Here is a 25,435-nt window from a genome sequence, read left to right on the forward strand (position 1 = left end):
CCGGTCGCCCCTGTGCGGCCCGGCGCGCGGCAGCTCAGGCGGGGGTCGGGAGCAGGGTCAGCGCGGTCGAGCTGAAGTGCGAGTGCACGCGCTCGTCGACCGGGTCGTTCGCGGGGTCGTCGTGCACCGCGATGTGCCGGTAGAGAGTGTCACGCTGGGCCGGGATGCGCCCCGCCCCGCGGATGAGCTCGATCAGCTCCGTCCGGTTCGAGCGGTGCTTCGCGCCGGCCGAGGACACCACGTTCTCCTCGAGCATCACCGAGCCGAGGTCGTCGGCGCCGAAGTGCAGCGTCAGCTGGCCGATGTCCTTGCCGGTGGTCAGCCACGAGCCCTGCAGGTGGTTGACGTTGTCGAAGAACAGTCGCGCGACGGCGACCATGCGCAGGTACTCCAGCGATGTCGCCTGGGTGCGGCCCTTGAGGTGGTTGTTCTCGGGCTGGTAGGTCCACGGGATGAACGAGCGGAAGCCGCCGGTGCGATCCTGCACGTCGCGGATCATGCGCAGGTGCTCGATGCGCTCGGCGTTCGTCTCGCCGGTGCCCATCATGAAGGTCGCGGTCGATTCGAGGCCCAGGCCGTGCGCGGTCTCCATGACCGACAGCCAGACCTCGCCCTTCTCCTTCAGCGGCGCGATCGCGGTGCGCGGACGGTCGACGAGGATCTCCGCGCCGGCACCGGCGAACGAGTCCAACCCGGCCGCCTTCAACCGCGCGATCACCGTCGCGTGGTCGAGGTTCGACGTCCGGCCGATGTGCACGACCTCGGACGCACCGAGCGAGTGCAGCGTCAGCTGCGGGTAGGCCGACTTGATCGCCGAGAACGTCTGCTCGTACCACCGCATGCCGAGCTCGGGCGAGTGACCACCCTGCAGCATGATCTGCGTGGCGCCGAGGTCGACGGCCTCGCCGCAGCGCCGCAGGATCTCCTCCAGCGGGTGCGTCCAGCCCTCCTCGTGCTTCGGCGCGCGGTAGAACGCGCAGAACTTGCAGGCCGTCACGCAGACGTTGGTGTAGTTGATGTTGCGGTCGATGATGTACGTCGCGATGTTGTCGGGGTAGCGACGCCGGCGCACCTGGTCGGCCGCCTGGCCGAGCGCGTGCAAGGGGGCGTGCGTGTACAGCAGCAGCGCTTCGTCAGGCGTGATGCGACCACCGTCGGCGGCGCGGTCGAGCAGGTACCCGATGGCGGACGTCATGGCACGAGACTACGTCGCAGCCGACCCTGAGTCCGAGCGAGGGACGAGGTCGGCGACTGTGATCTCGACCGCGAACGGGTCGGTGATCCGGGCGATCTCGCCCGAGCTCCAGCTGCCCACCTCCCGGTACACACCCGCATCGAGGACGTACGCGCTCAGGCTGATGTCGGGATCGGTCTCGACCCGCCAATAGGCGCGGATACCGCCGGCGGCGTACTGAGCGGGCTTCGTGATCCGATCGGTCGTCACCGACCCGGGCGAGACGACCTCGACCGTCAGCAGGATGTCCGCCGGCTGGACCAGCAGTTCCTGCGACGCGAACACCGACAACGCCACCACCGTGACGTCCGGGACTCGGTAGGACGGGTGCAGGTCGATCGCGCTCGAGCCGATGACCGCGTACCCCTTCGGGATCGCGCTCCGCAGCGCGAACTGCACCTGGCTGATGACGTACTCGTGCAGCGGGGCAGGGGCGGGACTCACAACGAGCGCCCCGTCGACGATCTCGTAACGTCGCCAGTCGACGTCCTCCGGGAGCGCCTGCAGGTCGTCGAACGTCCACGTATCCCGCATCTCGAGCACCGGATGCATGAGAACTCCTCTCGCTGACCCATTGTGACTTCCGCCGTCCAGACTGGCGAGATCTGCCGGTCGACGGGGCGGAGACCGCGCCGCTGTGGACAGCGACGAGGCTGTCGATGGCCGGAACGAGAATTGTCGGATGCTTGTGCAACACGCTTCGGTCACCAACGCATCTCTAGAGGCAGGGAGGGACATGGGTCCGGACGAGACGCTCGCCCAGCTGGTCACCACATCGGGTGATCGGCTGCTGCGCCTCGCCTACCAGCTGACCCACGACCGGGCCGCCGCCGAGGACGTGGTGCAGGAGGCGCTGATGAACATCCACCGCAGCTGGCGGCGCCGCCTGCCGGAGATCGAGAACGTCGAGGCCTACGCCCGGCGCGCCGTCGTCAACGAGTACCTGCGCCGCAAGCGGCTGCACGCGTCGTCCGAGATCGTCACCGAGCGGGTCCCGGAGACCGGTCGCGCGTCCGCCGAGCAGACAATCGTCGACCGTGACGAGCTCTGGCGCGCCCTCGGCGCCCTCCCGGCCCGCCAGCGCGCCGTGCTCGTCCTGCGCTACTACGAGGACCTCCCCGACCACCGCATCGCCGAGCTCGTCGACGCGAAGGAGGCCACCGTGCGCAGCCTCGCCTCGCGGGCCCTCATCGCCCTGCGCTCACCCCGATCGCAACTCCGGAGCACGCCATGAGCGACCATTTCGAGGACGAACTGCGGGCCACCATGCGCGATCACGACCACGAGGCCCCGGCCGCCGGGCTCCCCGACTTCCGGGCCGCCGACGCCCCGCGCGTGCCCACCGGCGGCCGCTACACCTGGCTGCCCATCGCCGCCGCGGCCGCCGCCGTCCTCACCCTCGTCGGCATAACCTTCGCGCTCGGCCCCGGCGAGAACCGCGGCGCCCCGAAGGCCGGTGCCGCGGCATCGGTCACGAGCTCGGCCGGCCGAGCGGCCGGTGCGCTCAGCTGCCCGGACAGGTACGTGACCGGCCGGAACGACATCTGGGTTCCGGCGCAGCCCGTCGGACTCGACGGTGCGGCCCGACTGGCACCGGACCGCACGCCGGCGGAGCTCGTCGTCTGCGCGTACCTCAACCCGAGCGGCGCATCGCTCAGCGGCAGCCGGGCCGTGACCGGCGACCTCGCCCGGGTCACCCCCACGCTCACCTGGCAGCCCAGGCTGGGCAGCGCGCCGACGGCATGTGCGTCCTACCTCGCCACCACCGACTCCGACAACTATCTGCTGGGGCTCACGTACCGGGGCGCGACCGAGTGGATCTCGGTACCGGGCAACCACTGTGCCGGTGCGTCGAACGGCCGGTTCCGCACCGTCCGAAATTTGCGCGCGCTCGCCGAGAGCACCTACCGATCGGGTGTCTGGCCGGCAAAGGACGCGATGCCCGCGCCCTGCACGGGATTCGCGGCGGGCCGACTCGGCCAGGAGACGGTGATGGTCCCCGACCACCCCACCGCCGTCACCATCTGCACGTATCGCGACGGCAGGAGGCCGGTTCGCACCGACCGGGTCGACATCAACGACCTCGTCGCCGCGCTCGATGCACTGCGGACCTCACCGTCGACCCACACGTGCCAGGGCTCACCGACGGACGCGACCTACGAGCTGGAGTTCACCTACCGCGACGGTCCGCCGGTCTGGGTCCGGGTGTCGCCGGGCTGTACCCCGAGCGTCGACAACGGCAACCTGCAGGCGTCCGACGCCAACTCGGTACTGGCTCCTCTCCACGCCTTGCTGGGTTAGCCCGACACGAACTCACCGACCGCCTACGCTCGGACGCATGAGCCTCCCCACCCCCGGCCCCGACCGCACCGCCGTCGTCACCGGCGCCTCGTCGGGCATCGGCACCGAGATCGCCCGCGAGCTGTCGCGGCGCGGCCACCAGGTCGTGCTCGTCGCCCGCCGCGCCGGCAAGCTCGAGCAGCTCGCGAAGGAACTCGGCAACGCGCACGTCGTCGCGGCCGATCTCGCCGACGGCGCGGCCCGCGCCGGGCTGCTCGACCGCATCACCGCGCTCGGCCTGACGCCGGACATCCTGATCAACAACGCCGGGCTGTCGACGCTCGGGCCGGTGGCGAAGTCCGACCCGGCGGCCGAGGTCAACATGCTCGAGGTCGACGTCGTCGCGGTCGCCGACCTGTGCAGCCGCTTCCTGCCCGGCATGGTCGAACGCGGCCGCGGCGCGGTGCTCAACGTCGCCTCCACCGCCGCGTTCCAGCCGCTGCCGGGCCAGGCCGGTTACGCCGCCGGCAAGGCCTTCGTGCTGTCGTACACGCAGAGCCTGGCCGGCGAACTGCGCGGCACCGGCGTCAGCGTCACGGCCCTGTGCCCCGGGCCGGTCGCCACCGCTTTCGGCGAGACCGCCGGCTTCACCAAGGAGCAGGAGACGACGGCGCTGCCGAAGTTCCTCTGGGAGTCGGCCGCCGACGTCGCCAAGGTCGCGATCAACGGTCTCGACAAGGGCCGCCTCGTCGCCATCCCGGGTGCGGCCAACCGGGTCGGCACCGTCGTCGCGCACCTCACCCCGCGCAAGCTCCTCGTCCCGGTGCTGGCCAAGGGTCACCCCGGCCTGAAGTAGCGCCTCAGACGTCGGCGAACACCGGGGTGACGTCGATGCCGGCGCGGCGGCCGAACTCGACGAGCCCCTCGACCTGACGCGGGCCGAGCGAGAAGTCGAGCGTGCGGAAGTACGTCGCGAGCGTGGCGACGTCGAAGATCTCCCAGCGCGCGGCCGTGGCGGCGACCTCGTCGACATGCGCGAGCGCGTCGTCGCGGCTGCGGATGAACGCCTCGTGGACGTCCTTCACCAGGCCCGGGTTCGCCTCGGCGTACTCGCGCCGCGCGGCCCAGACGGCGAAGACCATCGGGTGCCCCGACCACTCGCGCCAGGCGGCACCGAGGTCGTGCACGGTCAGGCCGCGGTTCGGCGCGTCGTAGTTCGCGCGGAGCGCGGCGTCACCGATGAGCACGGCGGCGTCGGCCTCGAGCAGCATCGTCGACAGGTCGGGCGGGCAGACGAAGTAGTCCGGACGCACTCCGTGCACCTGCTCCAGCCACATGCGGGCGAGCAGCACCGACGTCCGCGAGGTGGAGCCGAGCGCGACCCGGCGACCGTCCAGCTCGGCGAGCGGCACCTGCGAGACGAGGTTGACCGACAGCACCGGCCCGTCCGAGCCGATCGCGATGTCGGGCAGCAACACGAGGTCGTCGGCGTTACGTAGGTACTCGACGAGCGAGATCGGGCCGATGTCCAGCTTTCCGGCGACCAGCAGCTCATTGAGGTGATCGGGGGTGTCCTTGGTGAGTTCGACGTCGAGCAGCGTGCCGGCGCGGACCAGGCCCCAGTAGATCGGCAGACAGTTCAGGAACTGGATGTGACCCACCCGCGGACGCTGGATTCCTGCCATGAATTCGACGATACGCGCGGCCGGACCCTCCCCTTCCGGCGCGGGTTCTGCCACCGTCATCCCATGACGGATGACCTAGCCACCAACCTGATCACCCGGGTGAACATCGGCGACGCGCTGACCCGCACGGCGGGTCGCGTGCCGGACCATCCGGCGATCGTCGACGGCGAGCGCCGCTTCACCTACGCCGAGCTGAACGCCTGGGTGAACCGGGTCGCCCACGGGCTGGCCGAGCGCGGCTACACGCGCGGCGACGCGCTCGGCCTGGCGTCGGGCAACAGCGTCGAGTTCCTCGTCACCTACTTCGCCTGCGCGAAGCTGGGTGTCGTCTGCGTGCCGATGAACCTCGGCTGGCGCCCGGACGAGATCGCCTACGTGCTCGACCATTCCGAGTCGCGCGGCATCGTCGTCGAGGCCCAGCTGCTGCCGCAGGTGCTGCCCGGGGTCGAGAAGGTGCCGGCGGTGCAGGACCTCATCGTCGCCCCCGGCACCGGCGGCGAGGTGACCGAGACGCTGCTCGACCGGTCCTGGACGGCCTTCGACGGACTGACCGGTCCCGACAGCGATCCCGAGCACTACGTCCACGAGCGGGACGCGATCAGCTACCTCTACACGTCGGGCACCACGTCCTTCCCCAAGGGTGTCGTCGGCAGCCATCTCGCGATCTACACCGAGTCGCTGATGGTCGCAGCCGAGACCGGGCTCAACGGCGCCGAGCGCATCGCCTGCCTCATGCCGCTGTTCCACACCGCGCAGCTCAACGGCTTCGGCACGCCGGCGATCATGATGGGCGCGACGCAGTACCTCCTGCGCGGCTTCGACCCCGACGCGCTGCTCGACCTGATCGAGCGCGAGTCGATCACCCGCATGTTCGCGCTGCCGATGATGTACCGCGCGCTGGTCGAGCGCGACGACATCGCCTCGCGCGATCTCTCGTCGCTGCGCATGTCGGCGTACGCGATGGCCCCGATGCCCGACGCCCTGCTGCGGCAGTGCCTCGACACGTTCAGGAGCGACTTCTACCTCGCGTTCGGGCAGACCGAGATGAGCCCGGTGACGACGTTCTTCCGGCCCGAGCACCAGCTCTCGCACTCCGGAGCGGTGGGCACGCAGGTGGTCAACGTGCAGATCGGCATCATGGCCGACGACGGCACGCTGCTGCCGCGCGGCGACGAGGGCGAGATCGTCTACCGCGGGCCGCAGGCGCTCAACGGGTACTTGAAGAACCCCGACGCGACGGCCGAAGCCTTCGCGCACGGCTGGTTCCACTCCGGCGATGTCGGCCGCCTCGACCCCGACGGCATGCTCTGGTTCAGCGACCGGCACAAGGACGTCATCAAGACCGGCGGCGAGAACGTCGCCTCGATCGAGGTCGAGAAGGCGGTCTACGCCGCCTCGCCGGACATCGCCGAGGCCGTCGTCGTCGGCCTGCCGCACCCGCGCTGGTCCGAGGCGATCACCGCGGTCGTCGTGGCGAAGCCGGGCGTCACGCTGGACGAGGCCGAGCTGCTGGCCGCGATGAAGCAGCACGTGGACGGCTACAAGGTGCCGAAGTCGCTCATCGTCGTCGACGAGCTGCCCAAGACCTCGACCGGCAAGATCCAGAAGAACGTGGTGCGGCAGCAGTTCGTCGACCACTACGAGGGGTAGCCCGGCACCCCGCTACCGTCGAGACGTGCCCTCACCCGACGACTTCGACCTCGCCGCCGCTCTCGTCCGGGACGCCGGGGTGCTCGCGGCGCGCATGCTCGCCGACGGGCTGACGACCCACCACAAGACCTCGATCTCCGACGTCGTGTCGGCCGCCGACCACGCCGCCGAGGAACTGGTCGTCGGGCGGCTGCGGGCCGAGCGCCCGGACGACGGGATCGTCGGTGAGGAGGGCACGTCGGACTCGGGCCAGGGGCGCACCTGGTTCGTCGATCCGGTCGACGGCACCTACAACTTCCTCTCCGGCCTGCCGACCTGGTGCGCCGCGCTCGCGCTCGCCGACGCCGACCGCACCCCGCTGCTCGGCGCGATCTACCACCCGGCGGCCGACGAGCTCTGGCTCGGCGGTGCAGGGCACGCGACCACGCGCAACGGCGAGCCGCTCGAACCGCTCAGCGACGCCGCGCTCGCCGACGTCTCGATCGCGACCTACCTGCACCCGACGACGCTGCCCGACGAGTCGTTGCGCGTGCCACTGCTGCAGGCGATGCGGGGCGCGGCCACGGTGCGCATGCTCGGTTCCGGGTCGGTCGAGCTCGCCGCCGTCGCGGCCGGACGCCTCGGCGCGTTCCTGCAGGCCGACTCGATGCCGTGGGACTGGCTGCCCGGCGCCGCGCTCGTCCGCGCCGCCGGCGGGGCGGCCGAGGTGATCGAGGCGCGTGGGCACCGCTGGCACGTCGCCGGCCCCCGCCGCGTCGTCGACGAGATCGGCGCCCTGGTCATCGCCTAACCCACCCGGTCGACCAGCAGGTCACCGACCTCGCGCATCGTCGCGAGCACGTGCGGGTGCAGCGCGGGGTCGATCACGTTCGCCAGCACGGCGTACGACATGCTCCCACCCGCGCCGGACACGTGCCCGACGTCGCCGCGCACCCCGCTGTTGGTGCCGGTCTTGTTGAACAGCCGAACGCCCGGCTCGTCGCGCGCAGTGTGCGCCAGCGGATCGAGGGCGAACGCGCTCGCCACCATCGACAGATCGGTGTTCAACGCGAGCCACCCGGCGAGGCGGGCCGAGACCGAGGCGTCGACCAGCTGCCCAGCGGCCACCGCCGCCATGAACCCGGCCAGCTCGCGCGCGCTGCCGCAGGACAGCTGCTCGGGCACCGTGTCGTCGCGGAATCCGCGCACGACGTCGAGCAGGCTCGTCCGGCGCAGCCCGAGGTCACGCCCGCACGCCGCCACCGCGTCGAGCCCGACGTGCGCGATCAGCGCGTTGGTGGCGAGGTTGTCGCTCGTCGCCGCGACGAGCACGGCCAGGTCGTGGACGCTCAGCTCGTCGACCCGCAGGTGCTGCCAGATGCCCGAGTCGGCGACGGGCACGGCGTCACAACGCGCGACGCGGCGGTCGAGCGAGCTCGGGTCCCGCCGCGCCACTTCGGCCAGCAGCAGCAGCTTGCCGATGCTCGCCGTACCGAGCACGTCGTCGGCGGCGCGCTCGGCCGGCGTCGAGACGCCGTCGCGCAGGCACACCGACCAGCGCACGCCCGCAGGCCCGCGGTCGAGGATCGCGTCGAGCCGCTCCTGCATCGAGCTCACCCGCGTTGCGCCGCGACGACCTCGTTGTGCAGCTGCTGCACGAGCCGGCGTTGCTCGGACCCCTCGACCACCATCTTCGCCGCACCGGTCACGCTGTCGCAGCGGATCTCGGACCCGTCCACCCGGGTGACCACGAGCTGCCAACGGCCGGTTCGGTTCAACCGCAGGAAGTCGAACTCGACGTCCTTGATCTCGTCGACCGGCACGACCACGCGGGTCAGCCCGCGGCGCAGCGTGAACCGCGGCAACGACAGCGCCGCACCACCGGGATCGGTGGTCAGCACCACCGGGCGCAGCGCGCTGAGCCCTTCGGCCACCACCAGCAGCGACGCCAGGCCGAGCACGCTCGAACCGATCAGCGCCACGACGGTCCAGGTCGAGGTGTGGGCCTCGTCGGAGATGGCGTTGCCGACCACGAGCGCGATCGTCGCGAACACGATGACGCTGAGCGCGCCGAGCACCAGGTTGAACGCGCCGTACGTCCCCATCCGCACCTTCACGCCACCACTCTCTCAACCGGTTCCGGTCGGCGTCGACGCGGTGCTCGGATCGAGACAGACGTGTGACGTCGACGGCCGGCCCTGGGGTCGTCCGGGCCGGTCACGATCAACACCGGCACGGATTCGGTCGACGTGAGTTCGGCCATCGATGGCGCGGGCGGGGCGCCGCCACCGCACCCGACCCGCGGTCCGCCTTCGGGCTCTGATCCGACCCGGGCGTCATAGGCCCCGGCCGTTCGATCTCCGGCAAACAGCGGATCCGCTCAGCCCGGCCGAGTGATAGGACCGTGAGGTCGGTTGCGAGACCGACGGTTCAAGGGGAAACGTCATGCAGGTCCGGAGCTGGGGCGAGCGCGGACGACGCTCGGCCCTCGTGGGCCTGCTCCTGGCCACCTCGATGGCCGCGGTGGAGCGGTCCGCCGCGGCCGCCCCCGTCACGGCGTTGACCCGCTACCCCTATCTGACCGATTCGATCCAGTCGTCGATCACCGTCAACTGGGCCACCGACACCTCGGCGACGACGGGCAGCGTGGCGTGGGGGCCGGCCGGGTCGTGCAGCGCGCACATCACCGCGGCCACCCGCACGAGCATCACGGTCGTGTCCAAACCCGAGTACCAGTGGGCGGCCACCATTCCTGTCACACCCGACACCGCCTACTGTTACCGCCCGCTGCTGGGTGGCACCGACCTGCTCGGCTCCGACCCGTCCCCGGTCTTCACCTCCCAGGTCGCCGCCGGGTCCTCGGCGCCGTTCTCCTTCGACGTGTTCGGCGACTGGGGCCAGGCCTACGCCAACGGCAACCCGGACCAGACCAACGTGCTGAGCCGGATGGCCACCAGCGGGGCCCGCTTCGCGGTGATGACGGGTGACACCGCCTATCCGGGCGGCGGCCAGACCGAGTACGGGGATCTGCAGCAGGCCGGCGCCGACCGGAGCACCGTCTTCGGCCCGTCGTTCTGGGCCGTGCCCGGACGCTCGCTGCCCGTCTTCAACGTGACCGGCAACCACGGTTTCACCAATGGCAGCGTGCAGGTCGTGAACTGGCCGGAGGGCCACGCGGCGTCGACCTCCGGCGGTCGCTACGCGATGGAGCCCTACCCGTCGATCAACGGCACGACGGCCAAGAACTACCCGAGCATGTGGTACGCCTTCGACGCCGGTGGCGCCCGCTTCTACGCGCTGACCGCCGCGTGGTCCGACGGCAACATCGGCACGGCCACGGTCTACCAGAACGACCGCGACCAGCACTGGACGCCGACCAGCGGCGAGTACACGTGGCTCAAGGCCGACCTGGCCGCCCACCCCAACGCGGTCAAGTTCGCGTTCTGGCACTACCCGCTCTACGCCGACTCCGGTGGCCAGCCGTCGGACACCTTCCTGCAGGGCGGCGCCGGGACGCTGCAGGGCCTGCTCGACCAGAACAACGTCGCGCTCGTCTTCAACGGCCACGCGCACGGCTACGAGCGCAACGAGCCCGACCCGGCCGGGATGGTCAGCTACGTGTTCGGCAACGGCGGCGCGGCGATGGGCTCGGTGAGCGGCTGCAGCAGCTTCGACGCGTACGCCCTCGGTTCGGGCGGGTCCCACTGCGGAGCCGCGCCGGCCGGCCTGTCGCTCGACCACGTCTTCGGCTTCGCGAAGGTGACCGTGAACGGGGGCCAGGTCACCGTCGCCCCGACCGACGAGCTGGGCCGCACCTTCGACGTCCAGACCTACACCGTCGGCGGCGGCAGCACCGACACCGTGCCGCCGACGGCGCCGACGACCGTCACGGCCACGGCCGTCACCACCGGCCGCATCGACGTCAGCTGGAGCGGCGCCACCGACAACGTCGGCGTCACCGGCTACCGGGTCTTCCGCGACGGCACCCAGGTGACCGACCAGACGGGCACCACCTTCTCCGACCGCACCGTCGCGCCGGCGAGCACGTACACCTACACCGTCGTCGCGGTGGACTCGGCCGGCAACACGTCACCGCCGTCCGCCCCGGCCACGGCGTCCACGACCGGCGCCCCCGACGGCACCGCTCCGTCGACCCCGGGTTCGTTGACAGCGACGGCGCCGAGCAGCAGCCAGGTGAATCTCACCTGGACCGCGAGCACCGACAACGTCGGCGTCGTCGGCTACAACGTCTACCGCGACGGGGTGGCGCTGCCCGGCGCACCGGCCGACGGCAGCCCGCCGACCGCCTTCACCGACGACACCGCCGCGCCGGGATCCTCGTACCAGTACCAGGTGAGCGCGGTCGACGCGGCGGGCAACGAGTCGGCCAAGGCCTCGGTCACCGTGGCTACGCCCGGCGGCGGCCGCACGCTCACCTTCACCGCCACGGCCGACACGACCGTCGACGCGTCCCAGCCGACGGTCAACTTCGGGACGACATCGCGGCTCACGGTCGACAACAGCCCGGTCAATGACGTCCTGCTGCGCTTCGACGTCTCCGGAACCGCAGGCTGCACGATCAGCACCGCGACCCTGCGCCTCACCGTCGGGTCGACCCCGAACGACAACTCGGTCTACGGCGGCGACCTCTACGGCACGAGCACCTCGTGGACCGAGTCGGCGGTCACCTGGAACACCGCACCGGCCGACACCGGCGCGAAGGTGTCGAGCGTGCCCTCGGCCGTCGCCCTGAACACGACGTACTCCTTCGACGCGACGCCGCTCGTGACCGGCGACGGCCCCGTCGGGCTGCGGCTGAAGTCGACGAGCTCGGACGGAGCCCGGTACTTCTCCCGCGAAGGCGGGTCACCCGCCCAGGTCCCGCAGCTGCAAGTGGTGTGCGCCGGCGACAGCGTCGCGCCGTCGGCTCCGGGCAACCTCACCGCGACGGCCCCGGACAGCGGTCACGTCGCGCTGACCTGGAGCGCCGCGTCCGACAACGTCGGCGTGACGGGCTACAAGGTGTATCGAAACCAGAGCGCGACCGCGCTCGCCGTGCTCCCCGGCGACGCCTCGTCCTACACCGACAGCGCGGTCAAGCCGGCGACGACGTACACCTACCAGGTCACCGCGCTCGACGCCGCCGGCAACCAGTCGGCCCGCGCGAACACGAGCGTGACCACGCCGGCGTCGACGAGCGTCGACGACTTCTCGCTCACGGCGGGTCCCCCGTCGGTGTCGGTGACCGCCGGCGGCCAGACCACGAGCACCATCAGCACGCTGGTCACCAGCGGAAACGCCCAGACCGTCGATCTGGACGCGTCCGGCGCACCCGCCGCCGCGACGACCGCCTTCGAGCCGCCCGCGATCGACACCGGGCAGAGCTCCACGCTGACGATCACGACCGCGTCGTCGGCCCCGGCCGGCACCTACCCGATCACGGTCACCGCCGTCGGCCCCACCGCGACCCACACCGTCACCGTGACGCTCACGGTGACCACCTCGACCACGCCGGTGCAACTGATCCAGACCGCGGTCGGCAGCGAGGCCGCGGCGGCGACGAGCCTGACCGCCACTTTCGCCGCCCCGGCCGCCACCGGTCACCTGCTCGTCATCGCTGCCGGCGTCTACACCGGCGCGACCAACCACGTGTCGTCGATCGTGGACCCGGCCGGCGACACCTGGACCCGGGCGGGCGCGTACTTCCAGTCCGGCCACAACTCCGACGGCGAACTGTGGTTCACCGTCGCGTCGGCACCGGTGAGTGCGGTGACGCTGCGCCTTGCCGCGGCCGGGTCGACGGCGTTCCAGGTCTTGGAGTACTCCGGCGTCGTGGCCGCGACCCCGCTCGACGCCGCGGTCGGCGCCTCGAACACGGGCTCCAGCGCTCCCTCGGGCAGCCTGACCCCGCCGGCGCCGCACGATCTCGTGGTCGGGTTCGTGTCCGGACACGGCAGCACCCAGACGATGACGATCTCGACGCCCGGGTTCACGGTGCAGCCCCAGGTGGTCACGACCGGCACCGTGGTCACCGTCCGCACCTGCTACCAGACGCTCTCGTCGGCTGACCCGATCGGCATCACCGGCACGTTCGGGTCGGCGATGTACTGGGCGGCCGGCGTGGTCGCATTCCGGACGCTGACCGACCAACCCTGAGAAGGATCAAGATCGCGTCATGAATCCGGCGTAGGCCCGATCGTGCGTTTGTATGAGGTGCGGCGCGTCGCCGGCACGTAACTTCCTGTTCACATTTCGTCGGCGAACTCGAGCCGGCGGGGGTTGTCCGGGGGGATCCACACCATGCGTATGGCTGATTCTGTGCTGCCCGTTCGGCGCTGCGTCGTGGCGATCATCGCTCTGCTCGCGGGGGTGACGGTGCTCGCGATCCCTCGAACCGCCGGCGGCGCCATACCGCCTTCGACCCCGAGCCAACCAGGCCCGATCACGGTCACCGGGATCGCGTCGAACTCGGCCGCGTTGTCGTGGGGGGCGTCGGCGGACGTGCTCGGCATCGAGGGCTACCGGATCTACCGGCAGGGGCCCGGAGCGTCGTCGGCGTCACTCATCGCGACGACGGACGGTGGCATCACGCACTACTCGGCCACGAACCTGTTCGCGAACAGCAGTTACACCTTCCAGGTCGTGGCGCTCGACGTCGCGGCCAACACGTCGCCCGCCCAGACCACTACGTTCTCCACGCTCACCGACGCCAACACCACTCCGCCGGCCGCACCCGCGGACCCTAGCGTCGCGGCGCACACCTTCTCCGACACCCGCGTCGACGTCCAGTGGGGCGGTTCGCCGACCGCGGACGTCGCCGGCTACAAGGTCCTTCGTGACGGGATCGTGGTGGCCGAGGTCGACCTGCCGGGCGGCCTGCGGTACTCGGACACCGGGCTGAACCCGGGCACGTACTACAAATACACGATCGAGGCGATCGACTCGGCGGGCCTGATCTCGGCGCCGACCAACTTCAAGGCACCCGCCGGGACCACCACCCTCGCCACCGGCACGGCCACGATCGCGCGCGGTCCGTACCTCTCCAACGTCTCCGGTACCTCCGCGGTGGTGTCGTGGTGGACGAACATCGCGACGCCCGGCGTCGTGACGTACGGCCCGGGCTCGCCGTCGACCACGGTCACAGACCCCGCGGGCACCGTGCAGCATCACAGTGTCACGCTGACCGGACTCAACCCCGGCTCCACGTACCAGTACACGGTGGGCGGCGGCCCGCTCGCCTCTTCCGCGGCCACCATCCGCACCGCCGCGCCGGTCGGCACCGCGTTCTCCTTCGCCGCGATCGGTGACTTCGGTGGTGCGAGCCCCGGCGAGACGCAGAACGCCGCCAACATCGCCACGGCCGGCACGTCGTTCGTGCAGACGTTGGGTGACAACATCTACGCATCCTCCGGCCTGCCCGACCCGGACTTCACCAACGTGTATTCCGACTACGACGCCCGGTTCTTCAAGCTGTTCGGCCCGGTCGTGCGCAACCAGGCGTTGTTCCCGGCCAACGGCAACCAGGAGTACTACAGCAACGGCGCGTTCTGGGCCACGTTCCCGATGCCGGGGACGAACCACAGCTGGTACAGCTACGACTGGGGCAACGCGCACATCACGGTGATCGACTCCGAGGTGGCCTTCGACCCGTCGAGCCCGCAGTACGCGTTCATCAAGCAGGACCTGTCGGCCCACCAGAACGCCACCTGGCGGATCGTGATCATGCAGCGTCCGCCGTACAGCTCGACATCGGCGGCGGCGAGCTCGAACAAGGCCGACGCCTACCTGGTGCCGCTGTTCGAGTCGCAGCACGTCGCGCTCGTCCTGTCGGGCAACAGCCACAACTACGAGCGTAGCTACCCGATCACGGGGGGCCAGGCCGCATCGGGCGGCGTCACCTACGTCGTGAGCGGGGGCGGCGGCAACGGCCACAACCCGTTCACCATCGCTGCGCCGGCGTGGAGCGCCGCCCGCTCCGACACCCGGTACGAGTACGTCAAGGTGAGCGTCTCGCCCGCCGCGCTGCGGGTCGACGCGATCGACGCACCGACGAACACGGTGTTCGACACCGCGACCATCGCGGCGCCGCCGACCGTGCCCGGCGCGCCCACGATCGGCACCGCCTCGCCGCTCAATCCGGCGAGCGCGCTCGTCCAGTGGACCGCCCCGGCCGACAACGGCCGCTCGCCGATCACGACGTACACGGCAACGGCGGCGCCCGGCGGCAGGACCTGCACCACGACCGGCGCCACCTCGTGCACCTTCACCGGCCTGACGCCGAACACGCAATACACGTTCACCGTCGTCGCGACCAACGCGGTCGGCCCGAGCGCGGCCTCGGCCGCGTCCGCCCCGATCACCACGCCGCGGATCCCGACGAGGCTGCTCATCACCTCGTCCCCGACAGCGGGCGTGGGCGGGGCCGCGATCACCGTGACGGGCATGCTCACCCGCTCCGACACCGGTGCGGCGCTGGTCAACCACGTCGTCCAGCTGGAGTACCGCCCGCTCGGGAGCACCGGAGCCTTCGCCACGCTGCCCGCAGCGGCCCGGACATCCTCGGCCGGGGTGGTGTCCTTCCGGGTCGGGCTGGGCCGGTCGACGCAGTACCGGCTGTTCGCGCCGACTGATCCGTGGGACTTCTACGCCTTCTCCCAGTTGCGGAACGTGTACGCCGTGCACGCCATCTCGATCGCGCCGTCGCCGCGCGCAACGACGCTGCACGCGGTGTTCCGGATCTACGGACGGGTGAGCCCGGCGAGCTGGGGCGTGCGGATCTACCTGCAGAGCAAGGTCGGCACCACCTGGTCGACGCGCGCCTGGACGACCGTGAACTCGTCCTCGATCTACATCTTCTCCATCATCGCCCCGGCGAGGGGCACGCTGCCGTACCGCACGCTCATCGTCGGCAACTCCTACTTCGCAACGTCGTACAGCCCGTACACGCTCGTCTCGGTGCGCTGACCGGTGGTGCCGGCGCGCCGCGGCGCCGGCGCGGCGAGTCATGTCTCCCGACGGTTTCAGGGCGGGCAACGACCCGGAGGCGCCGCCATCGCGCGTCGGCTTCGGGTCGCTCACACCAGCACCGCCTGCTCGTGCATGCGGTTGCGGCGCGGCACCTGATCCGGGTCGATCCAGCGTGGCGGGATCCATTGCGGAACCCCGTCGATCACGACCCCGGACCACCCCGAGCGCTCGTGCTCGCGGTGGTGGAACCCGCAGAGCAGGGCCCCGTTGTTGATCGACGTCGGACCGCCCCCGGCCCACGGGATCACATGATGGGACTCGCACCATTGGGGAGGCGCGTCGCAGTCGGGGAAGGAACAGCCGCGATCGCGCGAGATCATCGCCAACCGCTGACCCTCGGTGAAGATGCGGTGACCGGACGAGTACGCGATCACCTTGCGCATCCGGTCGAGCACGGCGCCGACGACTCGTGTCTCACCGTCAACCCATTGCCGGGCCAGCGCCACCGGGACGCTCGCTCCGTGCCCGGTCGTCGCGGTGCCGGTGCCGCGAGCCCAGTCGGCCGCCGGCACGGTGAGGATCAGGGTCGTCGTCAGGCCACCGGCGTCCGGGACCTGCTGGGCGCGCTGCGCTGCCTTCACCAGATCGAGCAGCGCGTCGTGGCGGCGCTGGCCCGGAGTCCGCGGATCCTGACCGCCGTCGACGGACGGGCGCGGTTTGCCGAACGCGTCCAACGCGGTGCGCAGCCGCTCGGCCGCCTCGGCGGTGAGTTCGCCCTCGATCCGGGCTGACCCGTCCGCGCGGAAGAAGAACCGCAGGTCGCGCCGCTTCTCGCGCGACGCCGCATCGTGCAGCTGACCGTCCTGATCGAGGGCGTACGCCGCCTGTCGGGCCGCCGCGGCCAGCGTGACCGGATCGGTCTGCCGCGCCTGCTCGACCAGACCGGCCTCGAGCGCCTCGCCGTGCTCGGCCGACACCTGATCGGGCAACCCCTCGATGGTCGACACGATCACCGAGGCGTGCGCGGCCGAGATGGCGCCGGCCGACTGGGCCGCGGCCACCCGTTGGAAGATCGGCGGCAGCACCTCACCGGTCAGGCCGACGCGCGGGCCAGCCGCCTCGGCCCCATGCACCCGACGCTTGGCCTCGGGCGCGCCGACGTGCAGCACCTGCCGCATCAACGACACCAGGCTGGAGGCGCCCTGCCGGTGGTCGAGATGCCGCGCCGCCGCCTGCGCGACGAACCGGTGGTCGACCGCGGACATGCGACGCGACACCGCCTCGAGCTCGCGCCAGACCTCGAGGAACTCGTCCTCACCCAACGATTCGCACCCGAGTTCCAGCAGCGAGTCGACCGCAGCGTGCATCGCCGCCACCGCCTCGACCGCTGACTCGTTCATAAGTTCGATTCAAGCACTCGGGTACGACAGAAATGATGTTGTCCACAGACCGAATCCAGACTTCCGCAGGAGAGTCGACAGCGTCCTGTGGACACCGCAGGCCGGGACCCAACGGCTGATCACCTCGGCTTCGACGGCGGTATTCCTGATCGACGACAACTGCGCCGTCCGGATCACCGCGGCGGCCCGAAATCGACCCGGACACGTCGGCGGATCTTGATTAGGCTGCCGCCGTGGAGGGACGGAGGCAGGACGGTCGGGGAAACCCGATCACTCCGGGGCAACCCCGGGGTCATCACCGCACGCAGACCATCGCGTCGCTCGCCGGTTGTCGCACGTCGTGCAAGCCTCGGCGCGCACAGCAGGGTTTGGCTGCCTCCGTCCCCGCCACGACATGACCCCGGACGAACACGTCGCCGCCGGCCTGGCCACCGCCATGCTCGCCGGCGCGTGGACCCGTCCGGACCTGATCGCGCGCACCAAGGCCGCGCTCGGCCGCCGCACCGCGCCGAAATGGCAGGCCACACTCGTCGACCAGATCCTGGACGCCTACCGCGACGCCCCGACCGATCGTCCACGCGAGCTGGCTGCCTACCTGCAGACGCGCCCGGCCTGGCGTCTCGCACGGCAGCACCGTCGCCCCCTGCGCATCGTCGAGTGGACGCCGGTGCCGACCACGCTCGCGACGCGTCCGTGGCCGGTCGTCGAACTGCCCGATCTCGCCGCACTGGCCCGGCTGTTCGACATCGACCAGGGCGAGCTCGCCTGGTTCGCCGACAACCGGCTGCTCCAACGCTCGGTGCCCGAGCCGCTTCGGCACTACCGCTGGACAGCGCTGCCGAAGCGCGACGGCGCCCGGCTCGTCGCCGCCCCCAAGCCGCGGCTGAAGGAGATCCAGCGGCGCCTGCTGCGCCACCTGCTCGCGCCCATCCCGGTGCATTCCGCCGCGCACGGCAGCGTGGCCGGTCGTTCGGTGCGCACGGCGATCGAGCCGCACGTGCGAGCCACCACCGTGATCCGGGCCGACCTCGAGGCTTACTTCCCGTCCATCCCGGCCGGACGGATCTGGAGCCTGCTCCGCACCGCCGGCCTCCCTGAGGCGGTCGCGTACACCGTCACCGGACTGGTGACGACGGTCGTCCCGCACGACATCGCCCGGACGCAGCCGGTCGAGATGCGGCAACGCCTCGCCGTGCCACACCTGCCCCAGGGCGCCCCGACCTCGCCGGCGCTGGCCAACCTGGTCAGCTACTCCCTCGACCGTCGTCTCGCCGGGCTCGCCTCACGCTTCGACGCGCGATATACCCGCTACGTCGACGACCTCACCTTCAGCGGCCCGTCCCTGCGCAATGCGCGCAGTCGATTCGTCAAGCACGTTGACGACATCGTCCAGGACGAGGGCTTCCGCCTCAACGACCGCAAGACGGTGGTGCTCGGTGACGCCGGTCGGCAGGCGCTGCTCGGGGCGGTCGTGAACGACCACCCGACGATCCCCCGCCCCGAACGCGACGCCCTGCGTGCACTGCTGCACAACTGTGCCGTCCACGGCTGGCGAAGCCAGGCCCGCGGTCGCGAGCGTTTCCCCGAGTACGTGCTCGGCCGCATCTCCTGGGTCGCCGGTCTCGATCCGACACTGGGCGCGAAGCTCCGATCCGGGTACGACTCCATCGACTGGACCTGAAGGGAGACCCCATGTGCCGCCTGTTCGGACTCCACGCCGGAGACTCCGTTGCGACCGCGACCTTCTGGTTGCTCGACGCGCCGGACAGTCTCGCGGCGCAGAGCCATCGCAACCCCGACGGCGTCGGCATCGGCGCGTTCGAGGCCGACGGTCGGGCCGTCGTCGACAAGCAGCCGATCGCCGCCTGGGACGACACCGAGTTCGCCGCCGCCGCGCGCGACGTCACCGGGACGACGTTCGTCGCGCACGTCCGGCACGCCAGCACCGGCGCACACACGATCGCGAACACCCACCCGTTCGAGCAGGAAGGACGCCTCTTCGCGCACAATGGTGTCGTCGAGGGCCTCGACGATTTGGACAACCATCTTGACGATCTTGATGCTGCGCATCTCGTGCTCGGCGACACCGACAGCGAGCGCGTCTTCGCGCTGATCAGCGCCGAGATCGCACGCCACAATGGCGAAATAGGGGAGGGCATCATCACCGCGATCACCTGGATCGCCGAGCACCTGCCCGTCTACTGCGTCAACTTCGTCCTCGTCACGGCCACGGATCTCTGGGCGCTGCGCTACCCCGACACCAATGAGCTGTGGCTGCTCGAACGAGACGCGGGCAGCCACTTCGATGCGCGGACCGATCGCATCCACGCCCGCTCGGACCACCTCTCCCGCCGGCCGAGCGTCGTGGTCGCCAGCGAGCGCATGGACGACGACGACCGCTGGCGGCTGCTGGACCCCGGCGAGCTCGTGCACGTCGCCTCCGACCTGACCGTCGACGCGCGGCGGCAGTTCGACCGGCCGCCGCGGCACCAGCTGTCGCTGAGCGATTTGGAGGCCGAGGTCGCGGCGTCCCAGCAGGTCCGGCCCTGACGCGACCTACCCGATCGGCCAATCCGCCTGCTGTACCTCGCCGCCGGTTATGGTGACCCGCAGCGCGACGGGGCCGTCCGGGCGCCGGCAGAGCTCGTAGGTTCCCCGCTCGAGTTCGGCGAAGACCGCGCTGTGGCTGAGGCCGTTGCCGGTCGGGCGGGGCAGCACCGCGACATGGGTCGGACGCGCTCCGGTCGCGTCCACCGCTCGGATCTCGATCTCCGTACCGGCGAGCGAGGCCGGTGCACGGACGACGAGCGCGCCGACATCCCCACCGATGTCGAGCAGCACCGCGCCCTGACCGGCGTGCCGGTTGTGGTCCTCGCTCACGTCGCCGGTGTCCCCGGGCGGACTTCCGATCCGCTGTTGGGCGTGCCCAGATACGGGAAGTGGTCGAGGAAGGGTTGGTTGTCGTCGCTGGTGCCGTCGGTGAGCAGCGCCGCCGCTCCGTCGGCGGTGAATCCTGGATCGACGAGGGGCAGTACCGCGCCGGCGACCGCGCGCAGCTCGATCGCGACGATGTCGTCGGTCAGCCGGCGACCGTTGGGGAACCCGGCGAGATCACCGCCGAGGAGTCCGAACGGGCTGGGGGTCGCGGCCGGCGGGATCGCAACGTTGAGCCGCAGCAGGTCGGCCGGCTGCGGTCCGGTGAAGTTCTGGAACCCGGGTACGACGCCGCTCGGGATGCCGGTGAGCAGGATCGCGACCAGATCGGCCCGCGGTTTCGTATACGCGGCGAGGTGGGGGAACACGCCGGGGTACAGCACCGGCAGCAGCGCGGCGAGTTCCGGGTGCTCCACGTATTTGACGAACTGGTCGTCGGCCGAGGGCGGCAGGGCGTTCCACCGGTCCTTGTCGCTCATCGGGACGATGACCTCGTTGAAGAGCGGGTTCCCGAGCCGCGAGACCTGGGAGAACGGGCCGGACTCGAAGCGGCTGCCGTCGTCGTGGCGCATACGGGATCGCTGCCGACTGGTCGAGGACCACACGCCGATCACCGCGCGCGGCGAACTGACCTCGGTCGGGACGGATCCGTGGGAGACGAGGTCGCTGATCGGCACCTGCAGGGCGATGCTGTGGACGTTGAGCGCGCGACCCCCGTTGACCCCGACCGCGGCGGCCGACGGGATCAGGTGGAGGTTCTGGAACGGACGCAGGGTGCCGAGGTCGAAGATGCTGCCGAGATCGACGTGGAACCCCTCGGCCCGCTGACCGGCGAAGACCTTCCGCCCGCCGGGCAGGTCGTGCACCGCCGCCGCGGTGAAGGTGGCGGCGTAGTCCGGTGTGCTGCGGATCCCGACGTTGACGGGTGGGCAGGCCAGCCGGCGCGCCAGTACCTTCCCGTCCAGGTCGTCCTCACCGTGGTGACCGCGGCGGCGCACGACACGGCGCACCGAGTAGAACTGTGGGCGCGTCCAGTGCACGTGGTCGTCGATCGAGGCGATCGGCCCGGTGTTGTAGAGGAAGGTGTCGGGGTTGGTGATCTCGGTCGTGAACCGGAACTGGTAGGTGACGTCGGCTCGTCGGTCGCCGCGGTTCGATACATGGATCTCGTACAGCACATCGTCACCGAACTCGTAGAAGTTCGGGCCGCCGTCGGCGCCCTGCAGCGGGATGAAGTTGGCCAGGATGGTGACGGAGTCCGTCCGGTCCGGGCTGACGAAGGCGTAGACGTCGGTGTTGTCTGCCACCGGGTCCTTCGAGATCTCGGGAGCCTCCCGATGTGAGGACATGGGCGTACCTTTCCGCGATGGACACGCGTGTTCTCGGCTGGTGGTGCTGCGCTCGATCAGTGGTGCTGATGCAGGCGGTCAGCGCGCGGCCCGCGCCAGACGCGCGGCCAGATCGACGTCGCGAACGACCACATCGCGCTCGCCGACCATGAGGGTGATCTCCCCGCGCCGCACGTCGGTCACGTAGGCGACCAGTGGCCCGGTCGCCCCGGCTGGGCCGGAAGCCACCGCGTCGTCGGGGGCAATGACGGCGGCTCCGATGGCCGCCGCGCCGACACCGGTGGACACCAGGAAGTTGCGACGAGTAGGACGGCTCACGGTTCCCCCTCAGTCCGTGGGGCGACGCCCGCGCGACCGGCACTCCGTGCTGCGGCGACGGCCCCTGACCGTTTCACCGGCGAGGTTGGCACGGAGCGTGTGGCCGGACCAGCCCTGTTGACCAAGCTGGCACCCGATGGACGAACCGAACGCGGCCAAGGCCGGGCGTATCGGTTGATACGGCACAACCGGCCTGTCACTCGAACGATCACTCGGCCTCCACCACACGAACCTCGCAGCGCAGGCCTGACGCGCCGGCACGACGAGTCGGTCGCTGCGGCCACTGAACCCGGTCATCGACGAGGTGTGGAGCGCCCGGGACGTCCCGCACGGTCGTCGGGCACGTCCCGGACCGGCAGAGCCGCCATGCACGCATTGCGAGCACCGCTTCGAGCGCTGGCTCGCCGACTCTCAGCCGGTGATCAAGCTGATGGTGCCGGACGCCAGCCCTGTCGCTGCCGCCGTGATCGTGGCTGTCTTGCCATTTCCGCTCGGCGCCGACCAACCGAAGGTTCCACTCACGGATTGACCAGGGGAAATGGACCCCGCGGTGGGCGTCACCGAGCTCTGACCAGTGAGTGACAGGGTCACGGAGACAGTTGCGGTCGCGTTGACCGGGTTACCGAGGGAGTCGGCGAGCGTCGCGGTCAGGGTGAAGGTCTGTCCCTTCGCGACGCTGACTGCACTGCCGGCCGAACACAACGGGTTCTGCGTGATGCACAGGCGGCTCGCAGATCCCGCGGTGACGGTGAGTGCTGCCGACGTTCCGGTGATCGAGCCCTCGGTCGCCGTGAGCGTCCGGCCGGACTCGGCCTTCACCAGGGTGACGCTGACCGATCCGACGCCGTTCGTGAAAGTCACCGTCCCGGTCGGGAGGGTGGGCGAAGCGCCACTCGGACTTGGGCCTGCGTTCGACGTGATGGCGATCGTGTGGGAGCCGGTGTAGCCCGTGACCGTGTTGCCGTCCACGTCCGCGGCCGTGACCGTCACCGAGAAGTTCGTACCGGCAGTCACCGGCGAGGGGACGCTGACCAGGAACTTGCTCGGAGTTACGACTGTGAGGCTCTGCTGGGCCTGCGCAGCCGCGCTGTAGTTCGTCCCGCCGGCCTGATTCGCATTGATGACGCAACTGCCTGTGGCGTTGAAGGTGACCGTCGGTGCACTGAAGGAGCAGACCGAGGACGACGTTGGGCTGATCGAGAACGTGACGGCCAACCCCGACGTTGCCGTGGCAGTCGGGGTGTAGGTCGTGCCGACCGTCGGAGTCGTCGGCGCGGTCGAGGTGAAGGTGATCGTCTGCGAACCCTGCGCGACGGTGATCGACTGCTGCACCCGGCCGGCGGCGAGGTAGTCGGCGTTGCCGACCTGGTCGGCCCGCACGAGGCACGTGCCGACGGCGATGAAGGACACCACGGCGCCGCTCAACGTGCAGACGGAGGTCGAACCGCTGGTGAAGGTCACCGCGTTGCCGGACGCCCCGCCCGTCGCCGTCACCGTGTAGCTGGCCCCGCCCACCGTGGCCGGCGACGGGACGGGCGACGTGAAGGTGATGGCCTGCGCTCCCTGGCCGATCGTGAACGACTGCTGGACCTGGTTCGCCGCGGCGTAGTTGCCGTTGCCGGCCTGGTTCGCGTCGACGGTGCACGTGCCGACGTGCTGGAACGTGACAACGGTGCCGGCGATCGAACACTTGCCGCTCGTCGTCGCGTCGATCGTGAAGACGATGGGCGAGCCGGAGGCCCCGCCGGTCGCCGTGACCGTGTACGACGCGCCACCCACGGACGCCGCCGGTGCCGTGGAGGTGAACGTGATGGTCTGCGATGCCTTGGCCACCGTGAACGACTGCGTCGCGGGGGGCGCGGCTGCGTAGTAGGTGCTGCCGGCCTGGTCGGCCTTGACCACGCACGATCCGGCGCCGACGAACGAGACCGTCGGGCCCGAGACGGTGCACACCGGCGTCGCGCCCGAGGAGAACGTGACCGGCTGCCCGGAGGCCCCACCCGTCGCCGTCACCGTGTAGGTGCCACCGAAGGTCGGTGCGACCGGCGTCGAGGTGAAGGTGATCGCCTGGGCGGCCTGCGCCACCGTGACCGGCGCGCTCGGCGACGACGTCGCCGTCCACGACCGGAACACGGCGACAACGATGTAGGTGTACGTACCCAGAGGTACGGACGAGTCGGAGCACGAGGTCGTCGTCCGCAGGGATGACGCCGACGACCCGCAAGCCGCCGACCCCGAACGCGTGACGTAGTAGCCGACCGGCGCGACACCACTGGTGGGCGCCGTCCACGACACCGGGACGACACCGGTCCCGGCCGTCGTCGACGCGGTGACCGCGGTCGGCGGGTTGAGCGTGCTGGTCGTGACCGACGCGCCGGCCGAGCCCGACGACGAGAAGTAGGCGAACGCGCTCACGCTCGCTCCGGCCACCAGGGCCAGCGCCGCCAGGACGGCCAGCGCGAGGCGCACTGGTCGCGTCATCGGTTGCCGCCCACGCCGGAGTAGCTCAACGCGAGCGAGTTGTTCTTGCAGGCGTTCTGGTTCACCGGCAGGTCGAGCAGCGTCAGCGTCGGCCACGCCGTGCGCGGCAGGCCGAGCTGCGAGAGCGTGCGGGTCGAGCGGGCCGGGATCGTCAGCGGGTACGGCCCGGAGAACTGGGTGACGCGGAAGTTGTCGAGGGTGCAGCCGGGGTCGGACGCCGCCGCGAGGACCACCGTGAGCGCCGACAGCTGCAGCGTCTGCGCGTTCGGGTTGGTGACGCTGACGTCGATGAGTCCGGTGACGCCGGGCGCCAGGCGCCGGTCCGGCGAGCCGGTGATCGTGAACGCGCCCTCGCTGCCGGCCGACACCGCGAGGTGCACGGTGATGGACGCCGACGCGGTCGCCGAGGTTGCGGTGATCACGAGATCCGCTGAGCCGAGCGGCGTCGACAGCGAGGTGGCGACGGTCAGCGAGGACGAGATGCCGAAGGCGACCGCCGGGGCGAATACGGCGGTGGCGTAGGCCGGCACGCCGCGCACCGACAGGGCGATCGGGCCGGCGACATCGGTACGTCCGAGCGAGATGGCGAACGTCCCGGTCGCGTTGCGGCGCGCGTTCACGGTCGACGGCGTGGCACTGATGGTGATGCGCGGGGCCGGCGCAGCGGTCACCCCGAGGGTGAGCGTGCCGGTGTGCCGCAGCACGCCGCTCGTGCCGACGACGGTGAGCGGGTAGCTGCCCGGGACGGTGTTGCCCGGGACGGTGATCGTGAAGGTGCTCGGCCGGTTCGTGTCGACGTTCGGTTGGGGCGTGACCGTGACCCTCGAGCCGCGCGGGGCGCCGGCGAGCGAGACGGTGACGGGAGCGGTGAAACCGTTGAGGCGGTTGACCTGCACGGACACGAGGGCCGACTCACTGGCCCGGACGCTCACGCGGGTCTTGCCCAGCCCGAGCGAGAAGTCCGGGCGACCGGCCGCGCCGGAGACGTTCACCAGCGTGCCCGCCGCGGCGCCGAGGAGCGCACCGAGTACAGCGAGGGAGAGGATCAATCTCCTCAGCACGACTCGCTTCATGGCTGCTCCTTGACGCATGGCGTTGGGCCGGGGGTGGAGTCGGACTTGGCTCCGGTCGGGCCCGCGGGACGTTGCCGCGCGGGCC

General features: G+C 70.8%; 20 protein-coding genes. 9 read left to right on the plus strand and 11 right to left on the minus strand.

Going from position 1 to position 25,435, the window contains the following annotated elements:
* Nucleotides 1-34 precede the first annotated feature (34 nt).
* A complete protein-coding gene (mqnC, locus tag VGN18_RS14390) occupies nucleotides 35-1,195 on the minus strand; it encodes a cyclic dehypoxanthinyl futalosine synthase (RefSeq protein WP_327540393.1) in 1,161 nt (386 codons plus the stop codon).
* Nucleotides 1,196-1,204: 9 nt separating this feature from the next.
* Complete coding sequence (locus VGN18_RS14395; RefSeq protein WP_327540394.1) at nucleotides 1,205-1,786, minus strand: Uma2 family endonuclease; 582 nt, start codon at nucleotides 1,784-1,786, stop codon at nucleotides 1,205-1,207.
* Between the two features lie 184 nt (nucleotides 1,787-1,970).
* Here VGN18_RS14395 and VGN18_RS14400 point away from each other — a divergent pair, with 184 nt between their 5' ends.
* The 3 genes from VGN18_RS14400 to VGN18_RS14410 are packed head-to-tail and all read left to right on the plus strand — an operon-like array spanning nucleotide 1,971 to nucleotide 4,370.
* Nucleotides 1,971-2,468 carry a sigma-70 family RNA polymerase sigma factor gene (locus VGN18_RS14400; protein ID WP_327540395.1) on the plus strand — a complete coding sequence of 166 codons (498 nt, stop codon included), beginning with the start codon at nucleotides 1,971-1,973 and terminating at the stop codon, nucleotides 2,466-2,468.
* Complete coding sequence (locus VGN18_RS14405; protein WP_327540396.1) at nucleotides 2,465-3,535, plus strand: hypothetical protein; 1,071 nt, start codon at nucleotides 2,465-2,467, stop codon at nucleotides 3,533-3,535. Before VGN18_RS14400 ends, VGN18_RS14405 begins: the two co-directional genes overlap by 4 nt.
* 37 nt (nucleotides 3,536-3,572) lie before the next feature.
* Nucleotides 3,573-4,370: an SDR family oxidoreductase gene (locus VGN18_RS14410; RefSeq protein ID WP_327540397.1), complete on the plus strand. Its 798-nt coding sequence runs from the start codon at nucleotides 3,573-3,575 to the stop codon at nucleotides 4,368-4,370.
* Between the two features lie 4 nt (nucleotides 4,371-4,374).
* Here VGN18_RS14410 and VGN18_RS14415 read toward each other — a convergent pair whose 3' ends face one another.
* On the minus strand, nucleotides 4,375-5,199 hold the full coding sequence (locus VGN18_RS14415) for a menaquinone biosynthesis protein (RefSeq protein ID WP_327540398.1): 825 nt from the start codon (nucleotides 5,197-5,199) through the stop codon (nucleotides 4,375-4,377).
* 63 nt (nucleotides 5,200-5,262) lie between these two features.
* Here VGN18_RS14415 and VGN18_RS14420 point away from each other — a divergent pair, with 63 nt between their 5' ends.
* Nucleotides 5,263-6,849, plus strand: coding sequence for an AMP-binding protein (locus VGN18_RS14420; protein WP_327540399.1), 1,587 nt, complete (start codon nucleotides 5,263-5,265; stop codon nucleotides 6,847-6,849).
* Nucleotides 6,850-6,874: 25 nt separating this feature from the next.
* Nucleotides 6,875-7,639, plus strand: a complete 765-nt coding sequence (locus VGN18_RS14425; protein ID WP_327540400.1) for an inositol monophosphatase family protein — start codon at nucleotides 6,875-6,877, stop codon at nucleotides 7,637-7,639.
* On the opposite strand, the gene VGN18_RS14430 is transcribed toward VGN18_RS14425, so the two are convergent.
* Together VGN18_RS14430 and VGN18_RS14435 are read right to left on the minus strand one after the other, a co-directional pair.
* On the minus strand, nucleotides 7,636-8,436 hold the full coding sequence (locus VGN18_RS14430; RefSeq protein WP_327540493.1) for a serine hydrolase: 801 nt from the start codon (nucleotides 8,434-8,436) through the stop codon (nucleotides 7,636-7,638). The genes VGN18_RS14425 and VGN18_RS14430 overlap by 4 nt on opposite strands.
* Before the next feature lie 5 nt (nucleotides 8,437-8,441).
* Nucleotides 8,442-8,945, minus strand: a complete 504-nt coding sequence (locus tag VGN18_RS14435; RefSeq protein WP_327540401.1) for a hypothetical protein — start codon at nucleotides 8,943-8,945, stop codon at nucleotides 8,442-8,444.
* A 328-nt stretch (nucleotides 8,946-9,273) separates the two neighbouring features.
* Here VGN18_RS14435 and VGN18_RS14440 point away from each other — a divergent pair, with 328 nt between their 5' ends.
* Both VGN18_RS14440 and VGN18_RS14445 read left to right on the plus strand, forming a co-directional pair.
* Nucleotides 9,274-12,984, plus strand: coding sequence for a DUF7594 domain-containing protein (locus VGN18_RS14440; protein WP_327540402.1), 3,711 nt, complete (start codon nucleotides 9,274-9,276; stop codon nucleotides 12,982-12,984).
* A 150-nt stretch (nucleotides 12,985-13,134) separates the two neighbouring features.
* Nucleotides 13,135-15,792 (plus strand): fibronectin type III domain-containing protein, encoded by a 2,658-nt coding sequence (locus VGN18_RS14445; protein ID WP_327540403.1) that lies wholly within the window; start codon nucleotides 13,135-13,137, stop codon nucleotides 15,790-15,792.
* A gap of 110 nt (nucleotides 15,793-15,902) precedes the next feature.
* Here VGN18_RS14445 and VGN18_RS14450 read toward each other — a convergent pair whose 3' ends face one another.
* A complete protein-coding gene (locus VGN18_RS14450; protein ID WP_327540404.1) occupies nucleotides 15,903-17,195 on the minus strand; it encodes an HNH endonuclease signature motif containing protein in 1,293 nt (430 codons plus the stop codon).
* 394 nt (nucleotides 17,196-17,589) lie between these two features.
* Here VGN18_RS14450 and VGN18_RS14455 point away from each other — a divergent pair, with 394 nt between their 5' ends.
* Together VGN18_RS14455 and VGN18_RS14460 are read left to right on the plus strand one after the other, a co-directional pair.
* Nucleotides 17,590-18,876, plus strand: a complete 1,287-nt coding sequence (locus VGN18_RS14455) for a reverse transcriptase family protein (protein WP_327540405.1) — start codon at nucleotides 17,590-17,592, stop codon at nucleotides 18,874-18,876.
* Nucleotides 18,877-18,887: 11 nt separating this feature from the next.
* Nucleotides 18,888-19,745, plus strand: coding sequence for a class II glutamine amidotransferase (locus VGN18_RS14460; protein ID WP_327540406.1), 858 nt, complete (start codon nucleotides 18,888-18,890; stop codon nucleotides 19,743-19,745).
* Between the two features lie 6 nt (nucleotides 19,746-19,751).
* Here the strand turns inward: VGN18_RS14460 and VGN18_RS14465 are convergent, their stop codons facing one another.
* From VGN18_RS14465 to VGN18_RS14485, 5 genes are all read right to left on the minus strand, one after another.
* Nucleotides 19,752-20,075 carry a hypothetical protein gene (locus tag VGN18_RS14465; protein ID WP_327540407.1) on the minus strand — a complete coding sequence of 108 codons (324 nt, stop codon included), beginning with the start codon at nucleotides 20,073-20,075 and terminating at the stop codon, nucleotides 19,752-19,754.
* Nucleotides 20,072-21,478, minus strand: coding sequence for a DUF4331 domain-containing protein (locus VGN18_RS14470; protein WP_327540408.1), 1,407 nt, complete (start codon nucleotides 21,476-21,478; stop codon nucleotides 20,072-20,074). Before VGN18_RS14470 ends, VGN18_RS14465 begins: the two co-directional genes overlap by 4 nt.
* A gap of 78 nt (nucleotides 21,479-21,556) precedes the next feature.
* The gene (locus tag VGN18_RS14475) at nucleotides 21,557-21,796 is read right to left on the minus strand and encodes a hypothetical protein (protein WP_327540409.1); all 240 of its coding nucleotides are present in this window, start codon (nucleotides 21,794-21,796) and stop codon (nucleotides 21,557-21,559) included.
* 411 nt (nucleotides 21,797-22,207) lie between these two features.
* Nucleotides 22,208-24,277, minus strand: a complete 2,070-nt coding sequence (locus tag VGN18_RS14480) for a hypothetical protein (protein ID WP_327540410.1) — start codon at nucleotides 24,275-24,277, stop codon at nucleotides 22,208-22,210.
* Nucleotides 24,274-25,350 (minus strand): hypothetical protein, encoded by a 1,077-nt coding sequence (locus tag VGN18_RS14485; RefSeq protein ID WP_327540411.1) that lies wholly within the window; start codon nucleotides 25,348-25,350, stop codon nucleotides 24,274-24,276. Before VGN18_RS14485 ends, VGN18_RS14480 begins: the two co-directional genes overlap by 4 nt.
* Nucleotides 25,351-25,435 lie beyond the last annotated feature (85 nt).

This window comes from Jatrophihabitans sp., assembly GCF_036000465.1.
In the GTDB taxonomy this organism is placed as follows: Bacteria; Actinomycetota; Actinomycetes; order Mycobacteriales; family Jatrophihabitantaceae; genus Jatrophihabitans.

What these genes read in the sequence shown, in the direction of transcription:
- VGN18_RS14430 (WP_327540493.1), bottom strand. Translation starts at nt 8,436, where the DNA reads ATGCAGGAGCGGCTCGACGCGATCCTCGACCGCGGGCCTGCGGGCGTG.
- mqnC (WP_327540393.1), bottom strand. Translation starts at nt 1,195, where the DNA reads ATGACGTCCGCCATCGGGTACCTGCTCGACCGCGCCGCCGACGGTGGT.
- VGN18_RS14485 (WP_327540411.1), bottom strand. Translation starts at nt 25,350, where the DNA reads ATGAAGCGAGTCGTGCTGAGGAGATTGATCCTCTCCCTCGCTGTACTC.
- VGN18_RS14470 (WP_327540408.1), bottom strand. Translation starts at nt 21,478, where the DNA reads ATGTCCTCACATCGGGAGGCTCCCGAGATCTCGAAGGACCCGGTGGCA.
- VGN18_RS14480 (WP_327540410.1), bottom strand. Translation starts at nt 24,277, where the DNA reads ATGACGCGACCAGTGCGCCTCGCGCTGGCCGTCCTGGCGGCGCTGGCC.
- VGN18_RS14445 (WP_327540403.1), top strand. Translation starts at nt 13,135, where the DNA reads ATGGCTGATTCTGTGCTGCCCGTTCGGCGCTGCGTCGTGGCGATCATC.
- VGN18_RS14455 (WP_327540405.1), top strand. Translation starts at nt 17,590, where the DNA reads ATGACCCCGGACGAACACGTCGCCGCCGGCCTGGCCACCGCCATGCTC.
- VGN18_RS14440 (WP_327540402.1), top strand. Translation starts at nt 9,274, where the DNA reads ATGCAGGTCCGGAGCTGGGGCGAGCGCGGACGACGCTCGGCCCTCGTG.
- VGN18_RS14410 (WP_327540397.1), top strand. Translation starts at nt 3,573, where the DNA reads ATGAGCCTCCCCACCCCCGGCCCCGACCGCACCGCCGTCGTCACCGGC.
- VGN18_RS14400 (WP_327540395.1), top strand. Translation starts at nt 1,971, where the DNA reads ATGGGTCCGGACGAGACGCTCGCCCAGCTGGTCACCACATCGGGTGAT.
- VGN18_RS14415 (WP_327540398.1), bottom strand. Translation starts at nt 5,199, where the DNA reads ATGGCAGGAATCCAGCGTCCGCGGGTGGGTCACATCCAGTTCCTGAAC.
- VGN18_RS14405 (WP_327540396.1), top strand. Translation starts at nt 2,465, where the DNA reads ATGAGCGACCATTTCGAGGACGAACTGCGGGCCACCATGCGCGATCAC.
- VGN18_RS14420 (WP_327540399.1), top strand. Translation starts at nt 5,263, where the DNA reads ATGACGGATGACCTAGCCACCAACCTGATCACCCGGGTGAACATCGGC.
- VGN18_RS14395 (WP_327540394.1), bottom strand. Translation starts at nt 1,786, where the DNA reads ATGCATCCGGTGCTCGAGATGCGGGATACGTGGACGTTCGACGACCTG.
- VGN18_RS14460 (WP_327540406.1), top strand. Translation starts at nt 18,888, where the DNA reads ATGTGCCGCCTGTTCGGACTCCACGCCGGAGACTCCGTTGCGACCGCG.
- VGN18_RS14450 (WP_327540404.1), bottom strand. Translation starts at nt 17,195, where the DNA reads ATGAACGAGTCAGCGGTCGAGGCGGTGGCGGCGATGCACGCTGCGGTC.